This window comes from Brachybacterium sp. 107 (assembly GCF_052379725.1).
In the GTDB taxonomy this organism is placed as follows: domain Bacteria; phylum Actinomycetota; class Actinomycetes; order Actinomycetales; family Dermabacteraceae; genus Brachybacterium.
Window position 1 is genome coordinate 421,658 of record NZ_JBQSYW010000002.1, and the last position, 18,250, is coordinate 439,907.

The window sequence follows — 18,250 nt, forward strand, 5'->3', positions numbered from 1 at the left end:
ATAGTAACAGTTGGAGGATATTTTCTCCGCTGATCCTGCGGGTGGTTGATCGTGCTCCACCCGCGATCCTGCCCCCTGCAGGGCGACCACCACACCTGTTCGACGGAAGGACGAGGATGTCTGCCTCCGCCCCAGACTCGACCGGCGCCCGCCCGGTGCGCTTCGGCGTGAACTACACCCCACGCCGAGGGTGGTTCCATTCCTGGCTCGACCTGGACCTCGACGCCGTCGGCGAGGACCTCTCGGCGATCGCCTCGCTCGGCGCGGACCACGTGCGGATCTTCCCGTTATGGCCGCTGCTCCAACCCAATCGCACGCTGATCCGGCCCCGGGGCCTGGACGACGTGCGCGCCGTGGTCGACGTCGCCGCAGCCGTGGGCCTCGATGTCGTCGTCGACGCACTGCAGGGCCATCTGTCGAGCTTCGACTTCGTCCCCAGCTGGCTGACCACCTGGCATCGCCGCAACATGTTCACGGATCCCGAGGTGGTGACCGCCAGCGCCGCGCTGGTGCGCGCACTGGCGGATCGTGTGGCAGACGCCCCGAACCTGCTGGGCCTCACGCTCGGCAACGAGGTCAACCAGTTCTCCGCCTCGAACCACCCCGATCCGGACGCCATCGACGTCGCGCAGGCGAGCGCATGGACCTCGACGCTGCTGGGAGCTGCTCGTGACGGCGCGCCGCGCGGCATGCACACGGTCGCGAACTACGACGCCGCCTGGTTCATGGACGACCACGCCTTCACCCCGGACCAGTCCGCTGCGCTCGGTGACGCCACTGTGGTGCACTCCTGGATCTTCGACGGCACGGGTCAGCGCTACGGCGCCCGCTCCTACGAGGTCGCGCACCGCGCCGAGTACTACCTCGAGCTCGCCCGGGCCTTCTCCCCCGCACCGCAGCGTCCGCTGTGGCTGCAGGAGGTGGGCGCTCCGCGCAGCATCCTCGAGGCGAAGGACGTGCCCTGGTTCGTGCGCAGCACCGTGGAGACCTCCCTGGACTGCCCCGAACTGTGGGGCATCACCTGGTGGTGCTCGCACGACGTCTCCCGCGATCTCGCGGACTTCCCACCTCTGGAGCACACGCTCGGGCTCTTCGACGAGCACGGGCGGATCAAGGGGGCCGGCGAGGCCTTCCGCGATGCGATCGCCGGTGCCCGGGAGTCCACTCCCCCGGCGCCGCGCGGCCGGGCGATCGCCCTGCCCGTCGGCCCCGATCCGCTGCTCCGCCGCAGCGCCGCCGCGCCTGGCGGCTCGGTGTTCGAGGAGTGGATGGACGCCTCCCGAGCCGGGGAGCGGCCCACCGTGGAGGTCGTGCGCGAGCGCGCCGACGTGACGGCCGGGGACACCCGCACCGGGGGCGCCGCGGCCACTCGGGTGGGTGCCTGAGCAGACGCTGAGCGTCGTGCGGAGCGACTCGCGCCGCACGCCTGCTGTCGTCACCCCGAACGCGGCGAGGCGCCGCATCTCTCCAGGTCACAGGGCGTGACCATGGTAGATTCGTCGCGGCCCTGCAGAGGGCGCACGGCCCAGTAGCTCAGCTGGTTAGAGCAGCGGACTCATAATCCGTCGGTCGCGGGTTCAAGCCCCGCCTGGGCTACGAAACAGCAGGTCAAGCGGTATTTTCTGCGGAAACCCGGATGCTCAAATCGCTCCGATCAGACTTTTGTCAGGCTTTTGATTCCGCTGAAGTCCGAGCTGGAGGACGCCCCAGCGCCTCCGGTCCACACTCCGGAACGCCGTGAGTGGTGTAGATCCGCTCCGCAACCTGAACCGTGTGTCCCCTGATGGACTCATGGTCCATGCGGGACAAGCCTGCCTACTCGAGTCGCTCCGAGATGCCCGGCGAGGTGCTGCGGAAGATCGCCCACAACCCGGCGACGGCCGAGGTCACGCTCGAGCACCTGATCGACCTCGACCAGCGGTGGCCGAGCATCCGTCCGCTCCCCCGGCGACCGCAGAGACGGTCGCCCAGTGGCTCGGTACGGTGGCGATGTCGGTCGCGTGACCATGCCGGGCTGGGGAACAGAGAGTGGAGGGTAGATCGCGCTCGGCTGCTTGAACCGTCCGCTGACTCGTCTCAGGTCTCGTAGCTGCTCAAGAAGCCGCGAATCCGGTTCTTCACGAGGGCATGCTGATAGGGCAGCAGATCGCATCGCGCCTGGAGTATTGGGAGTTTCAGCATGCCTGTTTGGAGGAGTGCGTTGACGAAGGCCAGATCTTTCGGGCGGTGCGCTCCGAGCTTGGCGATCGCGAGATCGTGCGGTTCCAGGAAGTGAGGATCGGCTGGGTCAGATGATCGCAGCGGCCAGCTGATCAGCCTGTCGCGCCAGCCTGATGGCAGGTATGTCGCCGTGTCGACGTGCACGCCTTCCGCGTAGACGCCATTGGCCTGGTGGAACTGGGACATCTCGCCGATGGCGGCTTCGACGTCATCTGCCTTAGCGCGGTCCGGATCGTCGAGGAACCCGATGTCGGCCTCGATGGACGCGGTGGCGGCGGCTGGGAGGTCGTCCTCGTCATAGGTGCCCAGGATGGATTGGGAGCCGATGACCAGGACGTCGCGATCGCCGGCCACGTCGCACGCAGCGCGAAGAAGGTGGGCGAGATCGGTGCGTCTCACGCGGCCGCGTGCTCGCGATCCCAGTGCTCACGGAAGGAACGCAGCACCTGGCGTCGTTCCACATCGGAGAGCACTCCCGCAAAGGGACTGTTCTGACGAAGTTCGCTGGAGACCTCATCGGTGCCGACGAGCACCGGAACGACAGAGTCCACGCCGCCTTCGATGACCTGCTCCCACTGCTGGAGGTAGCCAGTCGCCAGCCCGTCCTCACGGTGGACGGACTTCCAGCTGCGCAGGTTAGACCTCGCCGTGTCGAGCACGGATGAGGGGTCGATCATGAGGTGACCGAGCAAAGCGCGGTGCAGCCACAGGCTCTTCGCCTGCTCGCGCGTGAGCAGAGGCGTGATCATGCGCTCGACGTCGGAATGTCGGATCCGTCGGTGGGTTCCGGCGCGGGTGCAGGGTAGTTCGCCGCGATCGCAGAGGTCGACAACGTGCTGACGCGAGACGCCGAGCATGGTCGCTGTCTCGCCGGTGGTCAGCCAGCCGTTGGTGGTCATGTCGCCATTCTACCGCTAAACACCATAAACACAACGGCGCCGTTTTCGGCGCGCACACCATCGCCACAGCGGAGCAATCGTGCGGCGACCGTGGAGCAAGGGCGCGGCGTCCGTCCGCGATAGCGTGATCGTCCCGCAAGAGCACGACTTCGCGCACTGGCGCAGAGCACTGGGGTGGACGTACGGAGGTGGCGGCGTGGCGCTGACGCACTGGGGACTGATGCGCCAACAGGCGGCTTCGCGATCTGGCGTGCAGCCTGGATTCGACGCCACGTCGCGAGCTTCCACCGATGCGCAGCGCCGTACCTGCCGCACTCCCGTGACCTCGAGGATCCGCGGCGCCGAGCTGCCCGAGCTGCCCGAGCTCAACGCAGAGTGACAGCGATCAGGCGCGAGTGACGGTGGTCCTGACCGGGGTCGGGTTCTGGAAGATGTCGAGCACCGGGCAGTGGGCATCGACCGCCTCACGCAGCTCGTCGTAGCGTTCGTCCGTCTCCGGTCCGGAGAGCTCGATGTCGAGACGCACCTCGGAGAACCCGGCGCGCACGGTCTCGTCGGCGCCGAACAGACGCGCCGCGTCCAGATCGGCCTCGGCCCTGATGACGATGTCGTCGAAGGCGATGCCGAGCTGCTGCGCGTAGAGACGATAGACGACGACCTGGCAGCCGACGAGCGCTCCGAGTGCGTATTCGACCGGGCTGGTCCCGGCGTCATCGCCGGCCAGCGCTGCGGGCTCGTCGACGATGAAAGAGTGTGTGCCGGCGCGAACGGTCGTGGCCACCGAACCGGCGCCGACGCCGTCGACCCCGTAGGACAGATGGCCCTTCGTGCGGTCGGCATCCAGTCGCTCAGCCCACGCGCCCCCGGCGCTGGTGAGGCGGGCGGCGCGATCCTCGGCGGAGATCTCGGGGACGGTGGAGCGGATGCTTGCTGTGGTGGTCATGTCGCCGACGATAGAAGCGTCGGACGTGGGCACCAAGGCCCCCGTGATCTGCCGACTTCTTCCGTCATCGGGGGTCATCCGGAGCAGACGAGGGTGCTGTCGGCGCCACCTGACGGATGGCGACGGCACGACCGCCCGGGCCAGTCGGTCGTCGGTGTCCCCGTCGTCCTCGAGGACGAACTCACCGGAGTCGTCGGTGAACAGCGCTCGCCGACGGGGTGCTGCGCGGCGCGGTAGCTCGTCCACCAAGAGGAAGCCGGGCCTCGCGTCCGGCACCGGGGGCGGGGTCCGCACTGGCACGTGTCACGTCGAGCAGGGCGTCGGGGGATTCCACGGCGGCGCGCAGCGAGTCCCAGTCCGGTGATGCGACGCGAGTCGCCTCGGCGTCGGTGGGGATCTGAGCGACCCCCGCGGTGATGAACGTGATCGGACCGTTCCCGGGACGCCTCTCGAGGACCCTGATCGGTTCGCCGATCCGGTCCTGCACAAGGATGGGCTCCGTGGCAGGGGCATCGAACACGTGGTTCGGGAACGCGTCCGGTGCCGCCCTGTGAAGAGCTTGGCAGAAGGGGCTCAGGCCTCTGAACCCCGGCGCACGTCCCGCGCTGAGGATGCCCCAGCGGGCGTACTCTTCCCTCAGCCGATCCAGGAGGCCCCATGTCACGCCGCGCCGTCTCGTTCACCGACGTCTCTTCCGAGGGTCTCGAATCCTCGCCCGTCACCGATGCCCTCGCGGGTCTGCGCGCGAACGAGGCCCGGTACTTCTCGACCAAGTACGGTCACGTCTTCACCGTCGCCCCTGCCGCCGAGGAGGCTGCGACCCTCACGTGGGTCGAGGAGATCCTCCGGACGGAACGCGACATGGTCATCACCTCGCCCGCGCTCGAGGTGAGCATCAACGAGGTGGACGGCATCGTCTGGGTCCACGTCTTCTACGAGAGCGGTCTCGCGCTGAACGTGCTGTGGACCCGGGCCGACGGCGGCAAGCGCGCCGTGGGCCTCAAGCTCTCCGACGGCATGGAGGTTCCCGACGAGCTCTCCGCCTTCAAGTTCGCACGCCAGAAGTCGAAGCTCGCCGGCACTATCCGTGGCAGCTACTTCGTCATCAAGGGCGAGCACCCGCTGCCTACGAGCGCCTGACCAGGCTCACCGCTCCCGGCACCGTCCTGGTCCGGGCAGCTCGGAGCGAGCGCGTGCAGCACGTCACCGCTCATCCCCAGACCTTCGGTGTCCCGCCACGCACCTCCGGGACCGGCACGGACTGTTCGCATCGGAAGGGGGTGGAGGACGGGGCTCCCCGATCGAGGGGCCCCGTCCGACCCTCCCTCAGGACCCGCTGAACTGCGCGCTCACGTGGTGCACCTGGCCGCCCCAGCCGTCCTCGGGGAAGGCGTCGGACACCTTGAGGTAGACGTCCTTGTCGTCCCCGTCGAGGTACGGCGTCAGGTCGAACGTGTGATCGGCGCGGTTCGAGGCGTCCCGGAGCGGCTCGTCCTCGGCCAGCACCCGGGTCCAGGACTCGCCGTCCGGGCTCAGATCCACGAGGTACTGGTTGCTGATCGTCACGGTGAGCTCGGCCGCCGTCGTGCTCGCCGGGAACGGGAAGCGGTAGATGAAGTAGCTGTTACCGTCCGCGAAGCGGCCCGGTTCGTCGGTGACGCCGGAGCCACCGGCGTCCCACAGCCACGGCTCGTCCTGGGTCCCGCCGTCGAAGTCGACGGTCCGGGCGACGAGGACCTCGGTCCGTGCGGTGAACTCCAGCCCGCCGGCGGCCTTCGCGTTCACGGCGATCAGAGGGTTCCCGTCGGTCGCGTCGGCCGGGATCGTGATCTGGACCGGGATGGTCACGGTGGCGGGCTCGCCCTCCGCGTCGGGCACCTCCAGGTCGACGCTCGGGGCGAGGTCGAGCGTCCACCCCTCCGGGCCCTCCGCCTCCAGGTGCACCCGGACCGGGCGTGAAGCGGTCGAGGTGATGGCGACCTCCAGATCGAGCTGTCGGACGGTCGGTGCTCCATCGGGCATCACCACCGGTGTGCGGGAGAGGGAGGCCGACAGCGAGCGGCGCGCTCCGGATCTCGGGAGATCGGCGATCAGGGCGGAGAGGGCGCTCGCCTGGGTGCGCCAGTCGAACACGTTCGGGGACGTCTCGGTGCTCTTCCCGGCCCAGCGCACGCCGAGCTCGTCGGCGATCGTGCGGTCAGCCTCCCAGATCGTCGCGGCCTGGGTCGCGACGACGTCCCGGTACCGGTCATCGCTCGTGGTGTCGGCGAGGTCCATGAGGTAGCGCAGGAAGATGCCCTTGAACTGCTTGTGGTTGTCGTTGGTCGTCTCCCCCAGCACGTCGGTCCACTCCGTGAGGATGCCGCCGGTGAACAGGGCGCCCTCCGCGAGCGCCGAGTCGGCGAAGCAGCGCGCATTCTCCAACAGCTGCGGATCACCGGTGGCCCGCCAGAGCTCGAGGGCCCCACCGATCGCGAGGGCCTGGTTGTAGGTGTAGACACGGTCGCGATTGTTCTCGCACGAGTCGGTCAACCCATCGTTGAGAAGGCCGTCCTCGTTGACCATCCCGCTGGTGAGGTACCAGTCCCAGGCCACCTGAGCGCGTTCGAGCCAGGCCTCATCTCCCGGGATGCGATTGTGCAGCTCGGCGGTGAGCCGGATCCACTGCCCGTTGGTGACGGCGTTCTTGTAGGTGCGCTCCTCGTTCCACCAGATCCCGCCGTCGCAGGTGCTGGGGTCCCAGAAGTCGTCCATGAACTCGCCGATGGTCACGGCCATGTGGAGGTATTTCTGCTCGCCGGTGAGGTCGAAGGCGGTGATCCAGGTCAGCGCCCACCAGCCCGAGTCGTCGATGGCACGGCTGGTGAAGTTGCCGTACAGCTCATCGCCGGAGAGCTCCCCGGCCGGGAAGGGGCCCTTGTTGCGTTCGAAGGTGTGGTCCAGCTGGTCCAGATAGCGACGGTCGCCGCTGCGCAGCATGTAGTCGCCGATGGTCTGCAGGGCGACGGCGGAGTTCCACCAGCTCGAAGGGAACCATGCCTTGTTCTGGTCGTAGTCCCCCATCAGCACATCCGCGGCGACGCGTGCACGGGCGAGCGCCTCGTCGCCCCGGACCCGTGGGAGCTCTGGCGGCGCCGCGTTCGCGACGGAGGCTGCTCCGAGCGCGGGCAGGGCGGCGGCGGTGAGGGCGGCAAGGGTGCGGCGTGACATCTTCATCGATGGGGCTCCCGATCGTGGCGCTCGGTCGTTGAACGCTCTGCTCGTGCCGTGATCGTTCACGGACGGCGTCGAGCATTCCACCGGGGCACCCGGGCGTCAATCACCTCGCCACCCCGATGAGCACGCGGCCGCGCCCCGTCACTGCTCGTCGAGGAACCGCAGGACCGCTCGCACGCGGCGGCTGGTCTGCTCGTCGCCGGTGAGCTCGAGCTTGTCGAAGATGGCGCTGATCGCCTTCTCCACGGTGCTCAGCGAGAGGAACAGCCGGTCGGCGATCCCCCGGTTGGAGAGCCCTTCGGCCATGGTCTCCAGCACCTCGACCTCACGCGGGGTCAGGCGGCTGACGGCCTTCCGCTGCTCGGGGTTGCGCAGGAGCGCCCGCACCACGGCCGGGTCGATCACGGTGCCGCCGTCGGCGACGTCGTGCACGGCACGCAGGAACCCGTCGATCTCGGTGATGCGGTCCTTGAGCAGGTAGCCGATGCCGGGCGTCTCCGTGCCCAGGAGGTCGCTGGCATACTCCCTCGCGACGTACTGCGAGAGCACGAGCACACCCACCTCGGGGTGCTCCCGTTTGATGCGCAGCGCCGCGATCAGGCCCTCGTCGGTGTGGGTCGGCGGCATCCGCACGTCCACGATGGCCAGGCGGGGCCGGTGACGGGCGACCTCCTCCAGCAGAGCCTCGCCGTCACCGACCGAGGCGAGCACCTCGATGCCCTCGTCGGCGAGCAGGCTCCGCACCCCCTCGCGCAGCAGCACCGCGTCATCGGCGAGGATCACGCTCAGCGGACGCTGCCCGCGGGACGGATCGGATCGGTTCTGGTGCTCAGTCACAGGGGATCTCCGCGGAAATGATCGTCGGCCCGCCGAGCGGGCTGTCCACGCTCACGCTACCGTCCAGGGCGGCCACGCGGCGGGCCAGACCCTGGAGGCCCCCGCCCTCGGGGTTCGCGCCGCCGATGCCGTCGTCCTGGACGCTCAGGCGCAGCATGCGCCGGTCGGACTCGGCGAGGGTCACCACCGTGATCCGCACATCGCTCGCGGCGGCGTGCTTGACCACGTTGGTGACGGCTTCGCGCGCCACGAAGTACGCGGCGGACTCCACCGCCTGCGGGACCACCCCCTCGAGGCGCACGTCGACGTGCACGGGCACGGGGCAGGTCTCGGCGACGCCGTCGAGCGCCGACGCCAACCCGTGCTCGTCCAGGGCCGTCGGATAGATCCGCCAGGCGACCTGACGCACCTCGTCGATGAGGGCCTGGGACTGGGTGTGCGCCTGCTCCAGCAGCTGGGAGCTGCGTTCGGGATCCGTGGCGCGCCGGGCCCGGGCGAGGGTGACCGAGAGCGAGACGATGTTCTGCTGCACGCCGTCGTGGAGATCGCGCTCGATCCGGCGCCGCTCGTCATCGATCGCGAGCACCACGCCGCGCCGCGTGGTCAGCAGGCGGCTGATGCGGCTCTCCAGCGCGTCGGTGCGCACCACGCCGGTCCAGCGCCGCAGGAGCAGGGTCTGCAGCCACACCGCGAACTCCGCGTAGAGCGCCGCGGCCACCAGGCTCGAGGTGCCGAAGATCAGCAGCACGGACGGCGCCGGACGGCTGATCACCCACAGATCGAACTCGAGGGTGACGGGGCTGCCGTAGAAGGACTGCGTGAAGCTGCCCAGCACGACGGCGGCGACCAGGATCAGCAGATCCATCATCACGTACCCGAGCAGACCGGCGAGGGCGCCGTGGAGCAGCGCCCGTCGGCCCCCGAGGAAACCTCCGTCCTCGTCCCCGAGCTGCAGGCGGTAAGCGCGGCGCAGACGAGTCAGCTCCCAGCGGCGCACCCGACGGAAGGGCGCTCGCCAGCGCACCAGCATCAGCACGGCGGTCAGCAGCAGGAGCGGGCCGAGGACCAGGCCCAGCGCGGTGCCCGCGACGTGGCGCAGCGACCTGCGCACGATCCGGGCAGGCTCGCGCGGCAGCTGGATGCCGGAGAGATCGGGCAGTCGCATGGTCGAAGCTCCTGGACCGAGAGAGGGGTGCCGCCGACGGGGCGATCGCCACCGTCGCTGAGCAAGCTATCAACGCTGGGCGGTGACGCGGCAGGTGGCCTGCCTCCAGGGCGATGACGGATAACCGTAAACCTCCTGCCGGTGCGCCGTCAGGAGTGCGGGGCCGGCTCCGTTCCGGGGTGCCGCCACCGGTCCCTAGCGTCGTCCCTGTATCGGTCCTCCTCGGATCCCTGCACCGGTCCTCCCCGGACCGCCTTCCCGGACCGATCGATCTCTCCCCGCCCCGACCGACTCGCCCGACCGATGCAGGAGCTCGTCCATGGATGCCGTGCTGGACCTCGCCCAGACCCTTCTGACCTCTCCCTGGCTCTACGCCCTCGTGCTCGGGGTGACGATGCTGGATGCCGTGATCCCGCTCGTGCCGGGCGAGACCCTGGTGATCACCGCTGCGGCCTACGCGGTCACCGGGAGCGGCCCCGAGGCATCGTGGGTGCTGCTCTCCGCCTGGGCCGGGGCGCTCGGCGGGGACGTCGTCGCGCATCATCTCGGTCGCGGAGCCGGGCCGCTGACGGCCTGGTTCCGACGCCGGCGGTGGGGCGGCGCCCTGTTCGAGTGGGCCCAGCGGGAGCTGACCACGCGCGGAGGGATGCTCCTGATCTCCGCCCGCTTCATCCCGGGCGGGCGCACCGCGACCACCGTCGCCTCCGGGGCGATCGGCTATCCGCGGGCACGCTTCGTGGGCTTCGCCGCGATCGCAGGGCTGCTGTGGGCGTTCTACAGCGTGGGGATCGGCATGCTGGGCGGACTCGCCTTCCATGAGCAGCCGCTGATGGGGGTCGCGCTGGGCATCGGCCTCGCGCTCGCCGTGGGCGGATCGATCGAAGGGGTCCGGGCCCTGCGCGCCCGACGCCGCCGGGACAGGACGCTCAGTCGTCCGGTGAGCGCAGTGCGCGCCGCTTCTCCTGCACCGTCGCGAGGCGCGTGAGGATCTCCTGGTAGCGCTCCGCGTCGGAGGGGTCCGTGCGCTGCAGGCGCTGCTTGAGCACGGAGTACTCACGGGTGATGGACAGCTCGCTGAGCCGGGACAGGAGCGAGGCGCCCAATTTCTGCAGCCCCGCCTCATCGCGCGCCGGGAGGTCGAGATTCGCGATCTCGACGATCAACGGGCGCACGGTCTCGCCGGAGATCTCGAGGACCTGCTCGAGATAGCGCGCCGGGTGCAGGGTGCCGATCACGGCATCGAGCAGAGTCCCAGCGGCCAGCATGACGTCCCAGACCCCCTGCAGGGCGGGCACGTGGAAGGCGTCGTCGGGCAGGGCCCCGACCGTGTCGGTGTCCAGGAGCTGCGGAGCCTGCAGCATGACGGCGAGGGACTGGGTCTCGACCTGGCCGACGGGATCGCGGGGGTTGACGACGTCCGAGAGCCGCGCCGCCGGAAGGGTCTCCTGCCCCTCTCCCCCGGCGCCGGCGCCATGCCCGTTGCCGTTCTCGAGGGTGCCGGGGCGTTCGGCGAGGGTCGCTGGCTCCGCGTGCCGGCCACCGCGTCCCTCGCTCCGGGCGGCGTCGTGCACCGCCCGCAGCACGGTGCGCTCGTCCATGCCGAGCCACCCGGAGAGACGGCGCGCGTACTCCGGGCGCATGGCCCGGTCGCGGATGCTCGCCACCACCGGGGCCGCCATCCGCAGCGCCGTGACCTGCCCCTCGACGGTGTCGAGGTCGACCTGGGCGATCGCGGAGCGGATGGCGAACTCGAACATGGGCTTGCGGCCCTCGATGAGATCGACGACGGCCTGGTCCCCCTGGGCGAGTCGCAGGTCGCAGGGGTCCATGCCATGGGGCTCGACGGCGACGTACGTCTGCGCCACGAACTTCTGGTCCTCCTCGAAGGCGCGCAGCGCGGCCTTCTGCCCGGCGGCGTCGCCGTCGAAGGTGAAGACGACCTCGCCGGCCAATCCGCGGCCGTCGGTGTTCAGGCGCAGACCGGCGCTGCGGTTCGAGTCCCCCATCACGCGACGCACGATCTTCACGTGCTCCGCGCCGAAGGCGGTGCCGCACGAGGCGACCGCGGTCGGGATGCCGGCGAGGTGCGCGGCCATGACGTCGGTATAGCCCTCGACGACCACCACCCGCTTCTGGGTGGCGATGTCCTTGCGCGCGAGGTCCAGCCCGTAGAGCACGTTGGACTTGTGATAGATCGCGGTCTCAGGGGTGTTGAGGTACTTCGGGCCCTTGTCGGACTCCAGCAGGCGGCGCGCCCCGAAGCCGATGGTGTTGCCGGTGATCTCCCGGATCGGCCAGATCAGCCGGCCGCGGAAGCGGTCGTACACGCCGCGCTGCCCTTGGGAGACGATCCCGCTGGCCACCAGCTCGTCCTCGGTGAAGCCCCGCTTGCGCAGCACACCGGTGATGGCGTCCCAGCCCTCCGGCGCGAAGCCCACGCCGAATCGATCGGCGGCAGCGCGGTCGAATCCGCGTTCGGCGAGGAATCTGCGTCCCACCTCGGCCTCGGGGGTGTCGAGCTGTTCGCGGTAGTACTCCTCGGCGATCGCGTGCGCGTCGAGCAGGCGCCGGCGGGTGCCGAAGTCGGGGCGATCGCCCTTACCGTCCTTGGAGTCCTCGTAATGCAGCTGCACGCCGTAGCGGCCCGCGAGCACCTCGACGGCCTCGACGAAGCTGAGGTGGTTGATCTTCTGGACGAACGAGATGACGTCCCCGCCCTCGCCGCATCCGAAGCAGTGCCAGTGGCCCAGCTGGGGACGGATGTTGAACGACGGGGTCTTCTCGTCGTGGAAGGGGCACAGCCCCTTCATCGAGCCGATTCCGCCGGTGCGCAGCGTGACGTGCTCGCCGACGACCTCGTCCAGCCGGGAGCGCTCCCGCACCAGCTCCACGTCGGCACGACGGATCAGTCCCTGGGCCAACTCCTCACAGCTCCGATCCGAGTCCGGGCAGCGGGGTGTCCGCAGCCGTGATGTGGGTGATCGCGCGGTCGAACAGGACATCGTGGAGCCGACGGGCGGTGACGTCCGTGTAGGAGGCGATCTGGTCGACGACCACCCGGCGGCGGGTGTCGTCGTCCTGCGAAGCCTCCCACAGTTCGGCGAACAGGGGGCTCAAGTACTGGGTGCCGGTGTTCCACAGCCGCGAGTAGAGGTCGTGGATGATCTCCTCCTGCGCTTCGTAGACGGGCTGCTGGGAGGCGGAGGACATCACGTAGGCCGCGGCGAGGCCCTTGAGCACGGCGACCTCGAGGTGGGTCTCCTCCGGCACCACGATGTCCCCGGAGTAGCGGGACATCGCCCCCTCCCCCTGGACGGCGCGGGTCGCGGTGATCGCGGAACGGGTGAAGCGCCCGATGAGCTGGCTGGCCATGTTCTTCAGGGCGGCGGCGGAGCGCATGGTGCCCGTGAAGGACGTCATCCAGGAGGGTTCCGCCTCGAGGCGCTGCAGCGCGGCGTCCAGCGCGTCGAGGGATTCGTCCGGCATGTACCAGTCCTGCACGACGTACAGCGCGGCGGAGCGCTCCATCGGCTCGCGCAGCTTCCCGAGGTCCAGGGTGCGCCCGGTGATCGCATCCTCGATGTCGTGGACGGAGTACGCGATGTCGTCGGCGAGGTCCATGACCTGCGCCTCGAAGCACTTCCGGCCGGGGATCGCGCCGTGGCGAGCCCACTCGTAGACGTCCAGGTCATCCGCGTAGGCGCCGAACTTCGGGGAGGTCGGGTCGGGACCCTCACCCCGCGCCCAGGGGTACTTGATCGCCGCGTCGACGCCGGCCCGGGTGAGGTTCAGGCCGTAGGGACGGTCCTCGCCCAGCACCTTCGGCTCGAGCCGGGTGAGCAGGCGCAGGGTCTGGGCGTTGCCCTCGAAGCCGCCGAAGTCCGCGGCCAGGGCGTCGAGCACCTTCTCACCGTTGTGCCCGAAGGGCGGATGGCCGAGATCGTGGGAGAGGCAGGCGGCGTCGACGATGTCGGGGTCGCAGCCGAGTGCGAGGCCGATGTCGCGGCCCACCTGTGCCACCTCGAGGGAGTGGGTGAGGCGGGTGCGCACGAAGTCGTTCGCCCCGGCGCCGAGGACCTGGGTCTTGGCCCCCAGCCGGCGCAGCGCCGAGGAGTGCAGCACACGGGCGCGGTCCCGCTGGAACGGAGTGCGCTCCTGGGACTTCGGGGGTTCGTCGGCCCAGCGCTCGACGTCGGACTGCGTGTAGCCGGCCGCCGGCTGCGCGACGCTCTCCGGAGTGCGTGAGGTGGTCATGGCTCAGCCCCCTGAGGTGTCGAGCTCGGCCTCGTGGAGGCGTGCGGCATGGGCGTCGGACAGCTCGCGGGAGGTCATCCATCCCTCGGGCACCACGGCGCGCTTGGGACTCCCGGCCCGGCCGCGCGGACCTTCGACGGCCTCACCGGGGTACGGGCAGGACAGATCGAGCTCGGCGAGCTTGGCATCGAGATCGGCGAGGGATTCCATGGTCGCCAGGCGATGGCGCATCTCGCCGCCGACGGGATAGCCCTTGAAGTACCAGGCGACATGCTTGCGCAGGTCACGCAGCGCGCGCCCCTCCTCCTCGTAGAACTCCACGAGCAGCTCGGCGTGGCGGCGCAGGATCTTCGCGACGTCCCCCATCGAGGGCCGCACCCGGTCCGGCCTGCCGGCGAACCCGGCGGCGAGATCGGCGAACAGCCACGGACGGCCCTGGCATCCACGGCCCACCACGACACCGTCGCAGCCCGTCTGGTCCATCATCGAGATCGCGTCCTCCGCAGACCAGATGTCGCCGTTGCCGAGCACCGGGATGTCGGTGACCAGCTCCTTGAGCTCGGTGATCTTCTCCCAGCGCGCCGTGCCGGAGTAGTGCTGGACCACCGTGCGGCCGTGCAGGGCGATCGCCGCCGCTCCGACCTCCTGGGCGATGAGCCCCGCGTCGCCGAAGGTCTGGTGCTCGTCGTCGATGCCGATGCGGGTCTTCACCGTGACGGGGATCTCGGGCCCGGCCGCCTCGACCGCGGCGCGCACGATCCGCGTGAACAGCTCGGTCTTCCAGGGCAGCACGCCGCCGCCCCCGCGGCGGGTCACCTTGGGGACCGGGCAACCGAAGTTGAGGTCGATGTGATCGGCGAGGTCGCGCTCTCGGATCATCTCGACGGCGCGGCGCACCGTGGCCGGGTCCACGCCGTACAGCTGCACGGAGCGGGGCGTCTCACGCTCGCCCATCGTCACCAGGCGCCAGGACTCCTTATGGTCCTCCACCAGCGCCCGGGTGGTGACCATCTCGCCGACGAACAGGCCGCCGTCGTCATCGCTGTGCATCGCGCCGAATTCGCGGCACAGCAGCCGGAACGCCATGTTCGTGATGCCGGCCATGGGGGCGAGCACCACCGGCGTGTCGATCGTGTGCGGACCGATCGTCAGGGATCGCCGAGCGGCGCCGGCGGGCTGCGCGGGCGGGGCGGTGGGGGCGTCGAGGGTGGTCATCAGGTTGATTGTCCCACCTGGGCCCGTCGTCCGGGAGGGAGGGGCAGGGTGATGTGCATCGGCACGGGGTGGGGAGGAAGGCCGACCCGCTGCGGGGTCACCCTCAACTGCCCGGAACTTCCCGGGACTGCACGGAACTTCCCGGGACTGCTCAGCCCTCCGGGAGCCGGTCAGGCCCCGAAGAGGACCACGCGGTTCCCGTCGGGGTCCGAGAGCACCAGCACCCGGGCCCCACCACCTGGCTGCGGGGCGGGCTGGTCGATCCCGGAGTCCCGGAGCCGTGCCGCCTCGAGGTCGAGGTCGTCCGTGCTGAGCACCAGCGCGGAGTGCCCGGCGCGCTCCGCCTCGGCGAACACCTGGACGCCGTTGCCCCCGGAGAGGTGCCATTCCAGCAGTCCGTCCATGGGACGCACGTCGGGTCCGGCCCCGAAAAGCCGCGTGTACCAGCTCTCGGCGGCGTCGAGGTCGGCGACGGTCATGGTGGCGAGCACGGAGGTGAACATGTGCGAGCTCCTTCCGGGAGTGACGGGCCGACGCGATCGCGTCGTGCCCCGGAGACGACCATCATGCGCTCGATGCGAGTCCGAACCACCTCAGTCGTCCGGCCGCGGAGGATTCTGCCCTGGGCAGAGGCAGGGACGGAGGCCAGGTCGCGCGCGTAGCCTCGGGACATGGATGAGCATCTGGAGCCGTTGCTGCGTGAGCTGACGGGCGCGGTGCTCCGCGACGAGCGCCGACGGCAGGGCCGAACCCTCGCCCAGGTCGCCGCCACAGCGGGGATCAGCATGCAGCATCTCTCCGACGTCGAGCGCGGCCGCAAGGACCCCTCCTCCGAGCTGCTCGCCGCCATCACCGGCGCCCTCGAGGTCAGCGTTCCGCAGCTCCTGCTCCGCGCGGCCGACGACGCCCTGCTCCGAGGGAGTGCGGAGGCGGACGAGCGCGTCGTCGCAGGGACGCACGAGAGGTTCCGCGGACCTGCTCTTGTGCGACCGGAAACCCTCGATCTCACCTCTACCGCCGCTGAGCGCACCGGACAGCGGGCCCCGGGCGGCGAGGTCTCCCTCACCGCCCGACCGCACCTCAACCTGCTGTCGGCCGCCTGAGCAGCACCTCGTCCGCGAGGCCGTAATCGACGGTCGCCCGGGCATCGAGCACCTGCTCCCGCTCGAGATCGCGCCGCACCTGCTCCAAGGACCGCCCGGAGTGCTCGGCGATCAGCGCCTCCAGGGCCCGTCGTATCCGCTCCACCTCCTCCGTGGCGAGTATCAGGTCCGGCACTGCTCCGCGGCCCTGCGCCTCGAGCGGATGCAGCACCACACGGGTGTGGGGCAGCACCGATCGCATCCCGGGTGTTCCCGCGGCGAGCAGAACCACCGGCGCCGCGACCGCCTGGCCGACGCAGGTGACCGCCACCTTGCTGCGCACGTAGGCGAGCGTGTCGTAGATGGCCAGCACCGCCTGGGCGTCGCCGCCGCTGGAGTTGAGGTAGAGGTGGATCGGCGCGTCGGAAGACTCGTTCTCCAGGTGCAGGATCTGGGCGATCACCGAGTTGGCGACGCCGTCGTCGATCGGCGTGCCGAGGTAGATGATCCGATCCGAGAGCAGGCGCGAGTAGACGTCCGCGCTGCGCTCGACGCCGGTTCGCGTGCGTTCGATGACGCTGGGGATGGTGTATGTGCTCATCGGAGGTCTCCTTCTGGTGCTCCTGCTGCAGGATCGCGCTGCGCGAGGGCGGGCGGGGTGCTGCCGAGCGAGGTGCCCCCACGGGCGGGGATGCCCAGCGGCAGGATCTCCTCGAGGGAGGTGACGATGCGATCGGCGAATCCGTAGTCGACGGCGGCGTGCGCGTCCCACATCCGGTCCCGCTCCGAGTCCTGGGCGATCGTCTGCACGCTCTGCCCGGTGCGCTGTGCGGTCAGCTCGATGAGGAGGTCCCGGCCCCGGCGGAGGTCCTCGGCCTGCAGCTCGATGTCCGCCGCACTGCCGCCGAAGCCGGCAGATCCCTGGTGCATCAGCACGCGGCCGTGGGGAAGGATCATCCGCTTGCCGGGCGTGCCGTGGGTGAGCAGGAACTGCCCGGCGCTGTAGGCCATCCCGAGCGCCACCGTGCGCACGTCGCAGGGGATCAGATCCATGATGTCCCCGATCGCGAGCATCGCGGGCACCAGGCCGCCCGGCGAGTTGATGAGCAGGGTGATGTCCTGCTGCGGCTCCTCGGCGGCGAGCAGCAGGAGCTGGGCGCTGAGCTGGGCGCCGTTGTCCTGATCCAGCTCACGGTCCAGGATCAGCACCCGGTGGTGGAGCAGCCGGGTGGCGGTCAGAGCGCCGAGGGCATCCGGGGCGGAGGTCTGCGCGGTGTCGTCGAGTCGTGGGAGTGTGCGGCTGAGTGTCATGGACCCAGCCTCGGCCTCGGCGGGGCCCGGCGGGAGGATCTCCGCCCGGCGCTGATCAGCGCAGGGCAGAGGGGCTGGTTCTCAGCCGCCGACGAGCCGCCGGCGCAGCGCCGGATCGACGAGCACGCTCACGTTGTCGCTGATCTGCTCGGCGGTGCCGACCCCGATCGGGAGCGCTCGGACCTCCGGGTCGCGGATCTGCGCGGTCAGCAGCTCGGCCATCTCCCGCACGCCGATGTGGGGTCGCTCGAAGAACGGCTCGGTAGCTGGATCCATCGTGGGCAGTCCCTGCTCGCCCTGGGTCGTGGCGAGCAGCTCGGCGGCATCCGCCAGGGCGGCCTGTCGGGATCTCCAGTCCCGGGCGTGCAGCACCTCGTGCAGGGCGATGCGCAGCGCTCCCCCACCTGGCAGCCGGGCGGCGGAGCGGGCGAGCCATTTCCCGTACGGGGGCCAGCGGCGGTGGAGCAGGTGAGCCAGATGCAGGAGGGTGCGCACGTGCCGCGCGGCGATCACGGCCGAGCCGTCCTCGTCCCCGCGCAGCCCCTCCCGCCCCACGTCGGGGAACTCCTGGCCCAGCCGTGACCAGTCCGCGGCCAGGGCATACAGCCACACGTCGTCCGGATACCAGGCGAGTCGCTCCCGGATCTGCGAGATCACGCCCGGACCGTCGTGGAAGATCGGCCCGGACGTGACCTCGAGGACCGACTGCCCGGTGAGGGACAGCCAGTCCGGGAGCATCAGCCTGGTCGAGAGGTCCGCCCCGACGCGGGAGGTGGCGAAGCCCGCCGCCGAGTCCACCTCCACCCGCTGTCGCACGACGGGATCCCAGGTGGTCGCGAAGCGCGTGGGAAGTCGTTGCCAGGTCTCCGGCAGCTCGGACTCCAGCAGCGCGTCGATCTCCGGGGCGCGGTCGTCCTCGACGAGCAGGGTCAGGCGCAGGCCCCAGTCGTGGTCACGGGACTGGGCATCGTCGAAGCCGAGCACGTCGGAGCCGGAGCCCAGCCGCGCAGCGGCGACGTCGATCCCCGGAGCCCGCGCCGTGAGGAGCGGACGCACGACCTGGCGGAAGTACTCCTGCGAGAGGCCGGCGCCGGTGGACGGCATCTCT

General features: G+C 70.2%; 17 protein-coding genes and 1 tRNA gene. 5 read left to right on the forward strand and 13 right to left on the reverse strand.

Translation table 11 applies throughout. The features are described 5' to 3' along the window. Positions 1 to 116 precede the first annotated feature (116 nt). Positions 117 to 1,385, forward strand: coding sequence for a glycoside hydrolase 5 family protein (locus tag ACT3UL_RS04420; protein WP_444576921.1), 1,269 nt, complete (start codon positions 117 to 119; stop codon positions 1,383 to 1,385). Between the two features lie 137 nt (positions 1,386 to 1,522). Further along, positions 1,523 to 1,596 (forward strand) — tRNA-Ile (locus ACT3UL_RS04425). A gap of 480 nt (positions 1,597 to 2,076) precedes the next feature. Here ACT3UL_RS04425 and ACT3UL_RS04430 read toward each other — a convergent pair. The 3 genes from ACT3UL_RS04430 to ACT3UL_RS04440 form a co-directional block, all read right to left on the reverse strand. Then, positions 2,077 to 2,619: a DUF6036 family nucleotidyltransferase gene (locus tag ACT3UL_RS04430; protein WP_443335235.1), complete on the reverse strand. Its 543-nt coding sequence runs from the start codon at positions 2,617 to 2,619 to the stop codon at positions 2,077 to 2,079. Continuing rightward, a complete protein-coding gene (locus ACT3UL_RS04435; RefSeq protein WP_444576922.1) occupies positions 2,616 to 3,119 on the reverse strand; it encodes a helix-turn-helix domain-containing protein in 504 nt (167 codons plus the stop codon). Before ACT3UL_RS04435 ends, ACT3UL_RS04430 begins: the two co-directional genes overlap by 4 nt. 385 nt (positions 3,120 to 3,504) lie before the next feature. Then, the gene (locus ACT3UL_RS04440) at positions 3,505 to 4,062 is read right to left on the reverse strand and encodes an OsmC family protein (protein WP_444576923.1); all 558 of its coding nucleotides are present in this window, start codon (positions 4,060 to 4,062) and stop codon (positions 3,505 to 3,507) included. A 657-nt stretch (positions 4,063 to 4,719) separates the two neighbouring features. Between ACT3UL_RS04440 and ACT3UL_RS04445 the strand changes: the two genes are divergently transcribed. Then, positions 4,720 to 5,202 carry a phage tail protein gene (locus tag ACT3UL_RS04445; protein WP_443335231.1) on the forward strand — a complete coding sequence of 161 codons (483 nt, stop codon included), beginning with the start codon at positions 4,720 to 4,722 and terminating at the stop codon, positions 5,200 to 5,202. Between the two features lie 186 nt (positions 5,203 to 5,388). Here ACT3UL_RS04445 and ACT3UL_RS04450 read toward each other — a convergent pair whose 3' ends face one another. From ACT3UL_RS04450 to ACT3UL_RS04460, 3 genes are all read right to left on the reverse strand, one after another. Beyond that, positions 5,389 to 7,278: a glycoside hydrolase family 76 protein gene (locus tag ACT3UL_RS04450; protein ID WP_444576924.1), complete on the reverse strand. Its 1,890-nt coding sequence runs from the start codon at positions 7,276 to 7,278 to the stop codon at positions 5,389 to 5,391. A gap of 141 nt (positions 7,279 to 7,419) precedes the next feature. Continuing rightward, positions 7,420 to 8,115, reverse strand: coding sequence for a response regulator (locus tag ACT3UL_RS04455; protein WP_444576925.1), 696 nt, complete (start codon positions 8,113 to 8,115; stop codon positions 7,420 to 7,422). Continuing rightward, positions 8,108 to 9,280 carry a sensor histidine kinase gene (locus ACT3UL_RS04460; protein ID WP_444576926.1) on the reverse strand — a complete coding sequence of 391 codons (1,173 nt, stop codon included), beginning with the start codon at positions 9,278 to 9,280 and terminating at the stop codon, positions 8,108 to 8,110. Before ACT3UL_RS04460 ends, ACT3UL_RS04455 begins: the two co-directional genes overlap by 8 nt. 319 nt (positions 9,281 to 9,599) lie before the next feature. Here ACT3UL_RS04460 and ACT3UL_RS04465 point away from each other — a divergent pair, with 319 nt between their 5' ends. Next, a complete protein-coding gene (locus ACT3UL_RS04465; RefSeq protein WP_444576927.1) occupies positions 9,600 to 10,265 on the forward strand; it encodes a DedA family protein in 666 nt (221 codons plus the stop codon). Here the strand turns inward: ACT3UL_RS04465 and dnaG are convergent. From dnaG to ACT3UL_RS04485, 4 genes are all read right to left on the reverse strand, one after another. After that, positions 10,207 to 12,201: a DNA primase gene (gene dnaG / locus ACT3UL_RS04470; protein WP_444576928.1), complete on the reverse strand. Its 1,995-nt coding sequence runs from the start codon at positions 12,199 to 12,201 to the stop codon at positions 10,207 to 10,209. The genes ACT3UL_RS04465 and dnaG overlap by 59 nt on opposite strands. Before the next feature lie 4 nt (positions 12,202 to 12,205). Next, positions 12,206 to 13,534, reverse strand: a complete 1,329-nt coding sequence (locus ACT3UL_RS04475; protein ID WP_444576929.1) for a deoxyguanosinetriphosphate triphosphohydrolase — start codon at positions 13,532 to 13,534, stop codon at positions 12,206 to 12,208. Positions 13,535 to 13,537: 3 nt separating this feature from the next. Further along, entirely contained in the window at positions 13,538 to 14,749 is a 1,212-nt protein-coding gene (dusB, locus tag ACT3UL_RS04480) for a tRNA dihydrouridine synthase DusB (RefSeq protein ID WP_444576930.1), read from the reverse strand. A gap of 170 nt (positions 14,750 to 14,919) precedes the next feature. Next, entirely contained in the window at positions 14,920 to 15,252 is a 333-nt protein-coding gene (locus ACT3UL_RS04485; RefSeq protein ID WP_444576931.1) for a VOC family protein, read from the reverse strand. 168 nt (positions 15,253 to 15,420) lie between these two features. Here ACT3UL_RS04485 and ACT3UL_RS04490 point away from each other — a divergent pair, with 168 nt between their 5' ends. Beyond that, the gene (locus ACT3UL_RS04490; RefSeq protein WP_444576932.1) at positions 15,421 to 15,852 is read left to right on the forward strand and encodes a helix-turn-helix domain-containing protein; all 432 of its coding nucleotides are present in this window, start codon (positions 15,421 to 15,423) and stop codon (positions 15,850 to 15,852) included. On the opposite strand, the gene ACT3UL_RS04495 is transcribed toward ACT3UL_RS04490, so the two are convergent. From ACT3UL_RS04495 to ACT3UL_RS04505, 3 genes are all read right to left on the reverse strand, one after another. Beyond that, positions 15,830 to 16,432: a ClpP family protease gene (locus ACT3UL_RS04495; protein WP_444576933.1), complete on the reverse strand. Its 603-nt coding sequence runs from the start codon at positions 16,430 to 16,432 to the stop codon at positions 15,830 to 15,832. The two genes, ACT3UL_RS04490 and ACT3UL_RS04495, sit on opposite strands and share 23 nt — an antisense overlap. Continuing rightward, positions 16,429 to 17,142: a ClpP family protease gene (locus ACT3UL_RS04500; RefSeq protein WP_444576934.1), complete on the reverse strand. Its 714-nt coding sequence runs from the start codon at positions 17,140 to 17,142 to the stop codon at positions 16,429 to 16,431. The genes ACT3UL_RS04495 and ACT3UL_RS04500 overlap by 4 nt, the downstream gene beginning before the upstream one ends. An 81-nt stretch (positions 17,143 to 17,223) precedes the next feature. Further along, on the reverse strand, positions 17,224 to 18,246 hold the full coding sequence (locus tag ACT3UL_RS04505; RefSeq protein ID WP_444576935.1) for a DUF4037 domain-containing protein: 1,023 nt from the start codon (positions 18,244 to 18,246) through the stop codon (positions 17,224 to 17,226). Positions 18,247 to 18,250: the final 4 nt, after the last annotated feature.

Coding starts and splice junctions, on each gene's coding strand:
- ACT3UL_RS04500 (WP_444576934.1), bottom strand. CDS start 17,142: ATGACACTCAGCCGCACACTCCCACGACTCGACGACACCGCGCAGACC.
- ACT3UL_RS04495 (WP_444576933.1), bottom strand. CDS start 16,432: ATGAGCACATACACCATCCCCAGCGTCATCGAACGCACGCGAACCGGC.
- ACT3UL_RS04440 (WP_444576923.1), bottom strand. CDS start 4,062: ATGACCACCACAGCAAGCATCCGCTCCACCGTCCCCGAGATCTCCGCC.
- ACT3UL_RS04475 (WP_444576929.1), bottom strand. CDS start 13,534: ATGACCACCTCACGCACTCCGGAGAGCGTCGCGCAGCCGGCGGCCGGC.
- ACT3UL_RS04420 (WP_444576921.1), top strand. CDS start 117: ATGTCTGCCTCCGCCCCAGACTCGACCGGCGCCCGCCCGGTGCGCTTC.
- ACT3UL_RS04445 (WP_443335231.1), top strand. CDS start 4,720: ATGTCACGCCGCGCCGTCTCGTTCACCGACGTCTCTTCCGAGGGTCTC.
- ACT3UL_RS04460 (WP_444576926.1), bottom strand. CDS start 9,280: ATGCGACTGCCCGATCTCTCCGGCATCCAGCTGCCGCGCGAGCCTGCC.
- ACT3UL_RS04465 (WP_444576927.1), top strand. CDS start 9,600: ATGGATGCCGTGCTGGACCTCGCCCAGACCCTTCTGACCTCTCCCTGG.
- ACT3UL_RS04485 (WP_444576931.1), bottom strand. CDS start 15,252: ATGTTCACCTCCGTGCTCGCCACCATGACCGTCGCCGACCTCGACGCC.
- ACT3UL_RS04435 (WP_444576922.1), bottom strand. CDS start 3,119: ATGACCACCAACGGCTGGCTGACCACCGGCGAGACAGCGACCATGCTC.
- ACT3UL_RS04450 (WP_444576924.1), bottom strand. CDS start 7,278: ATGAAGATGTCACGCCGCACCCTTGCCGCCCTCACCGCCGCCGCCCTG.
- ACT3UL_RS04490 (WP_444576932.1), top strand. CDS start 15,421: ATGGATGAGCATCTGGAGCCGTTGCTGCGTGAGCTGACGGGCGCGGTG.
- ACT3UL_RS04505 (WP_444576935.1), bottom strand. CDS start 18,246: ATGCCGTCCACCGGCGCCGGCCTCTCGCAGGAGTACTTCCGCCAGGTC.
- dusB (WP_444576930.1), bottom strand. CDS start 14,749: ATGACCACCCTCGACGCCCCCACCGCCCCGCCCGCGCAGCCCGCCGGC.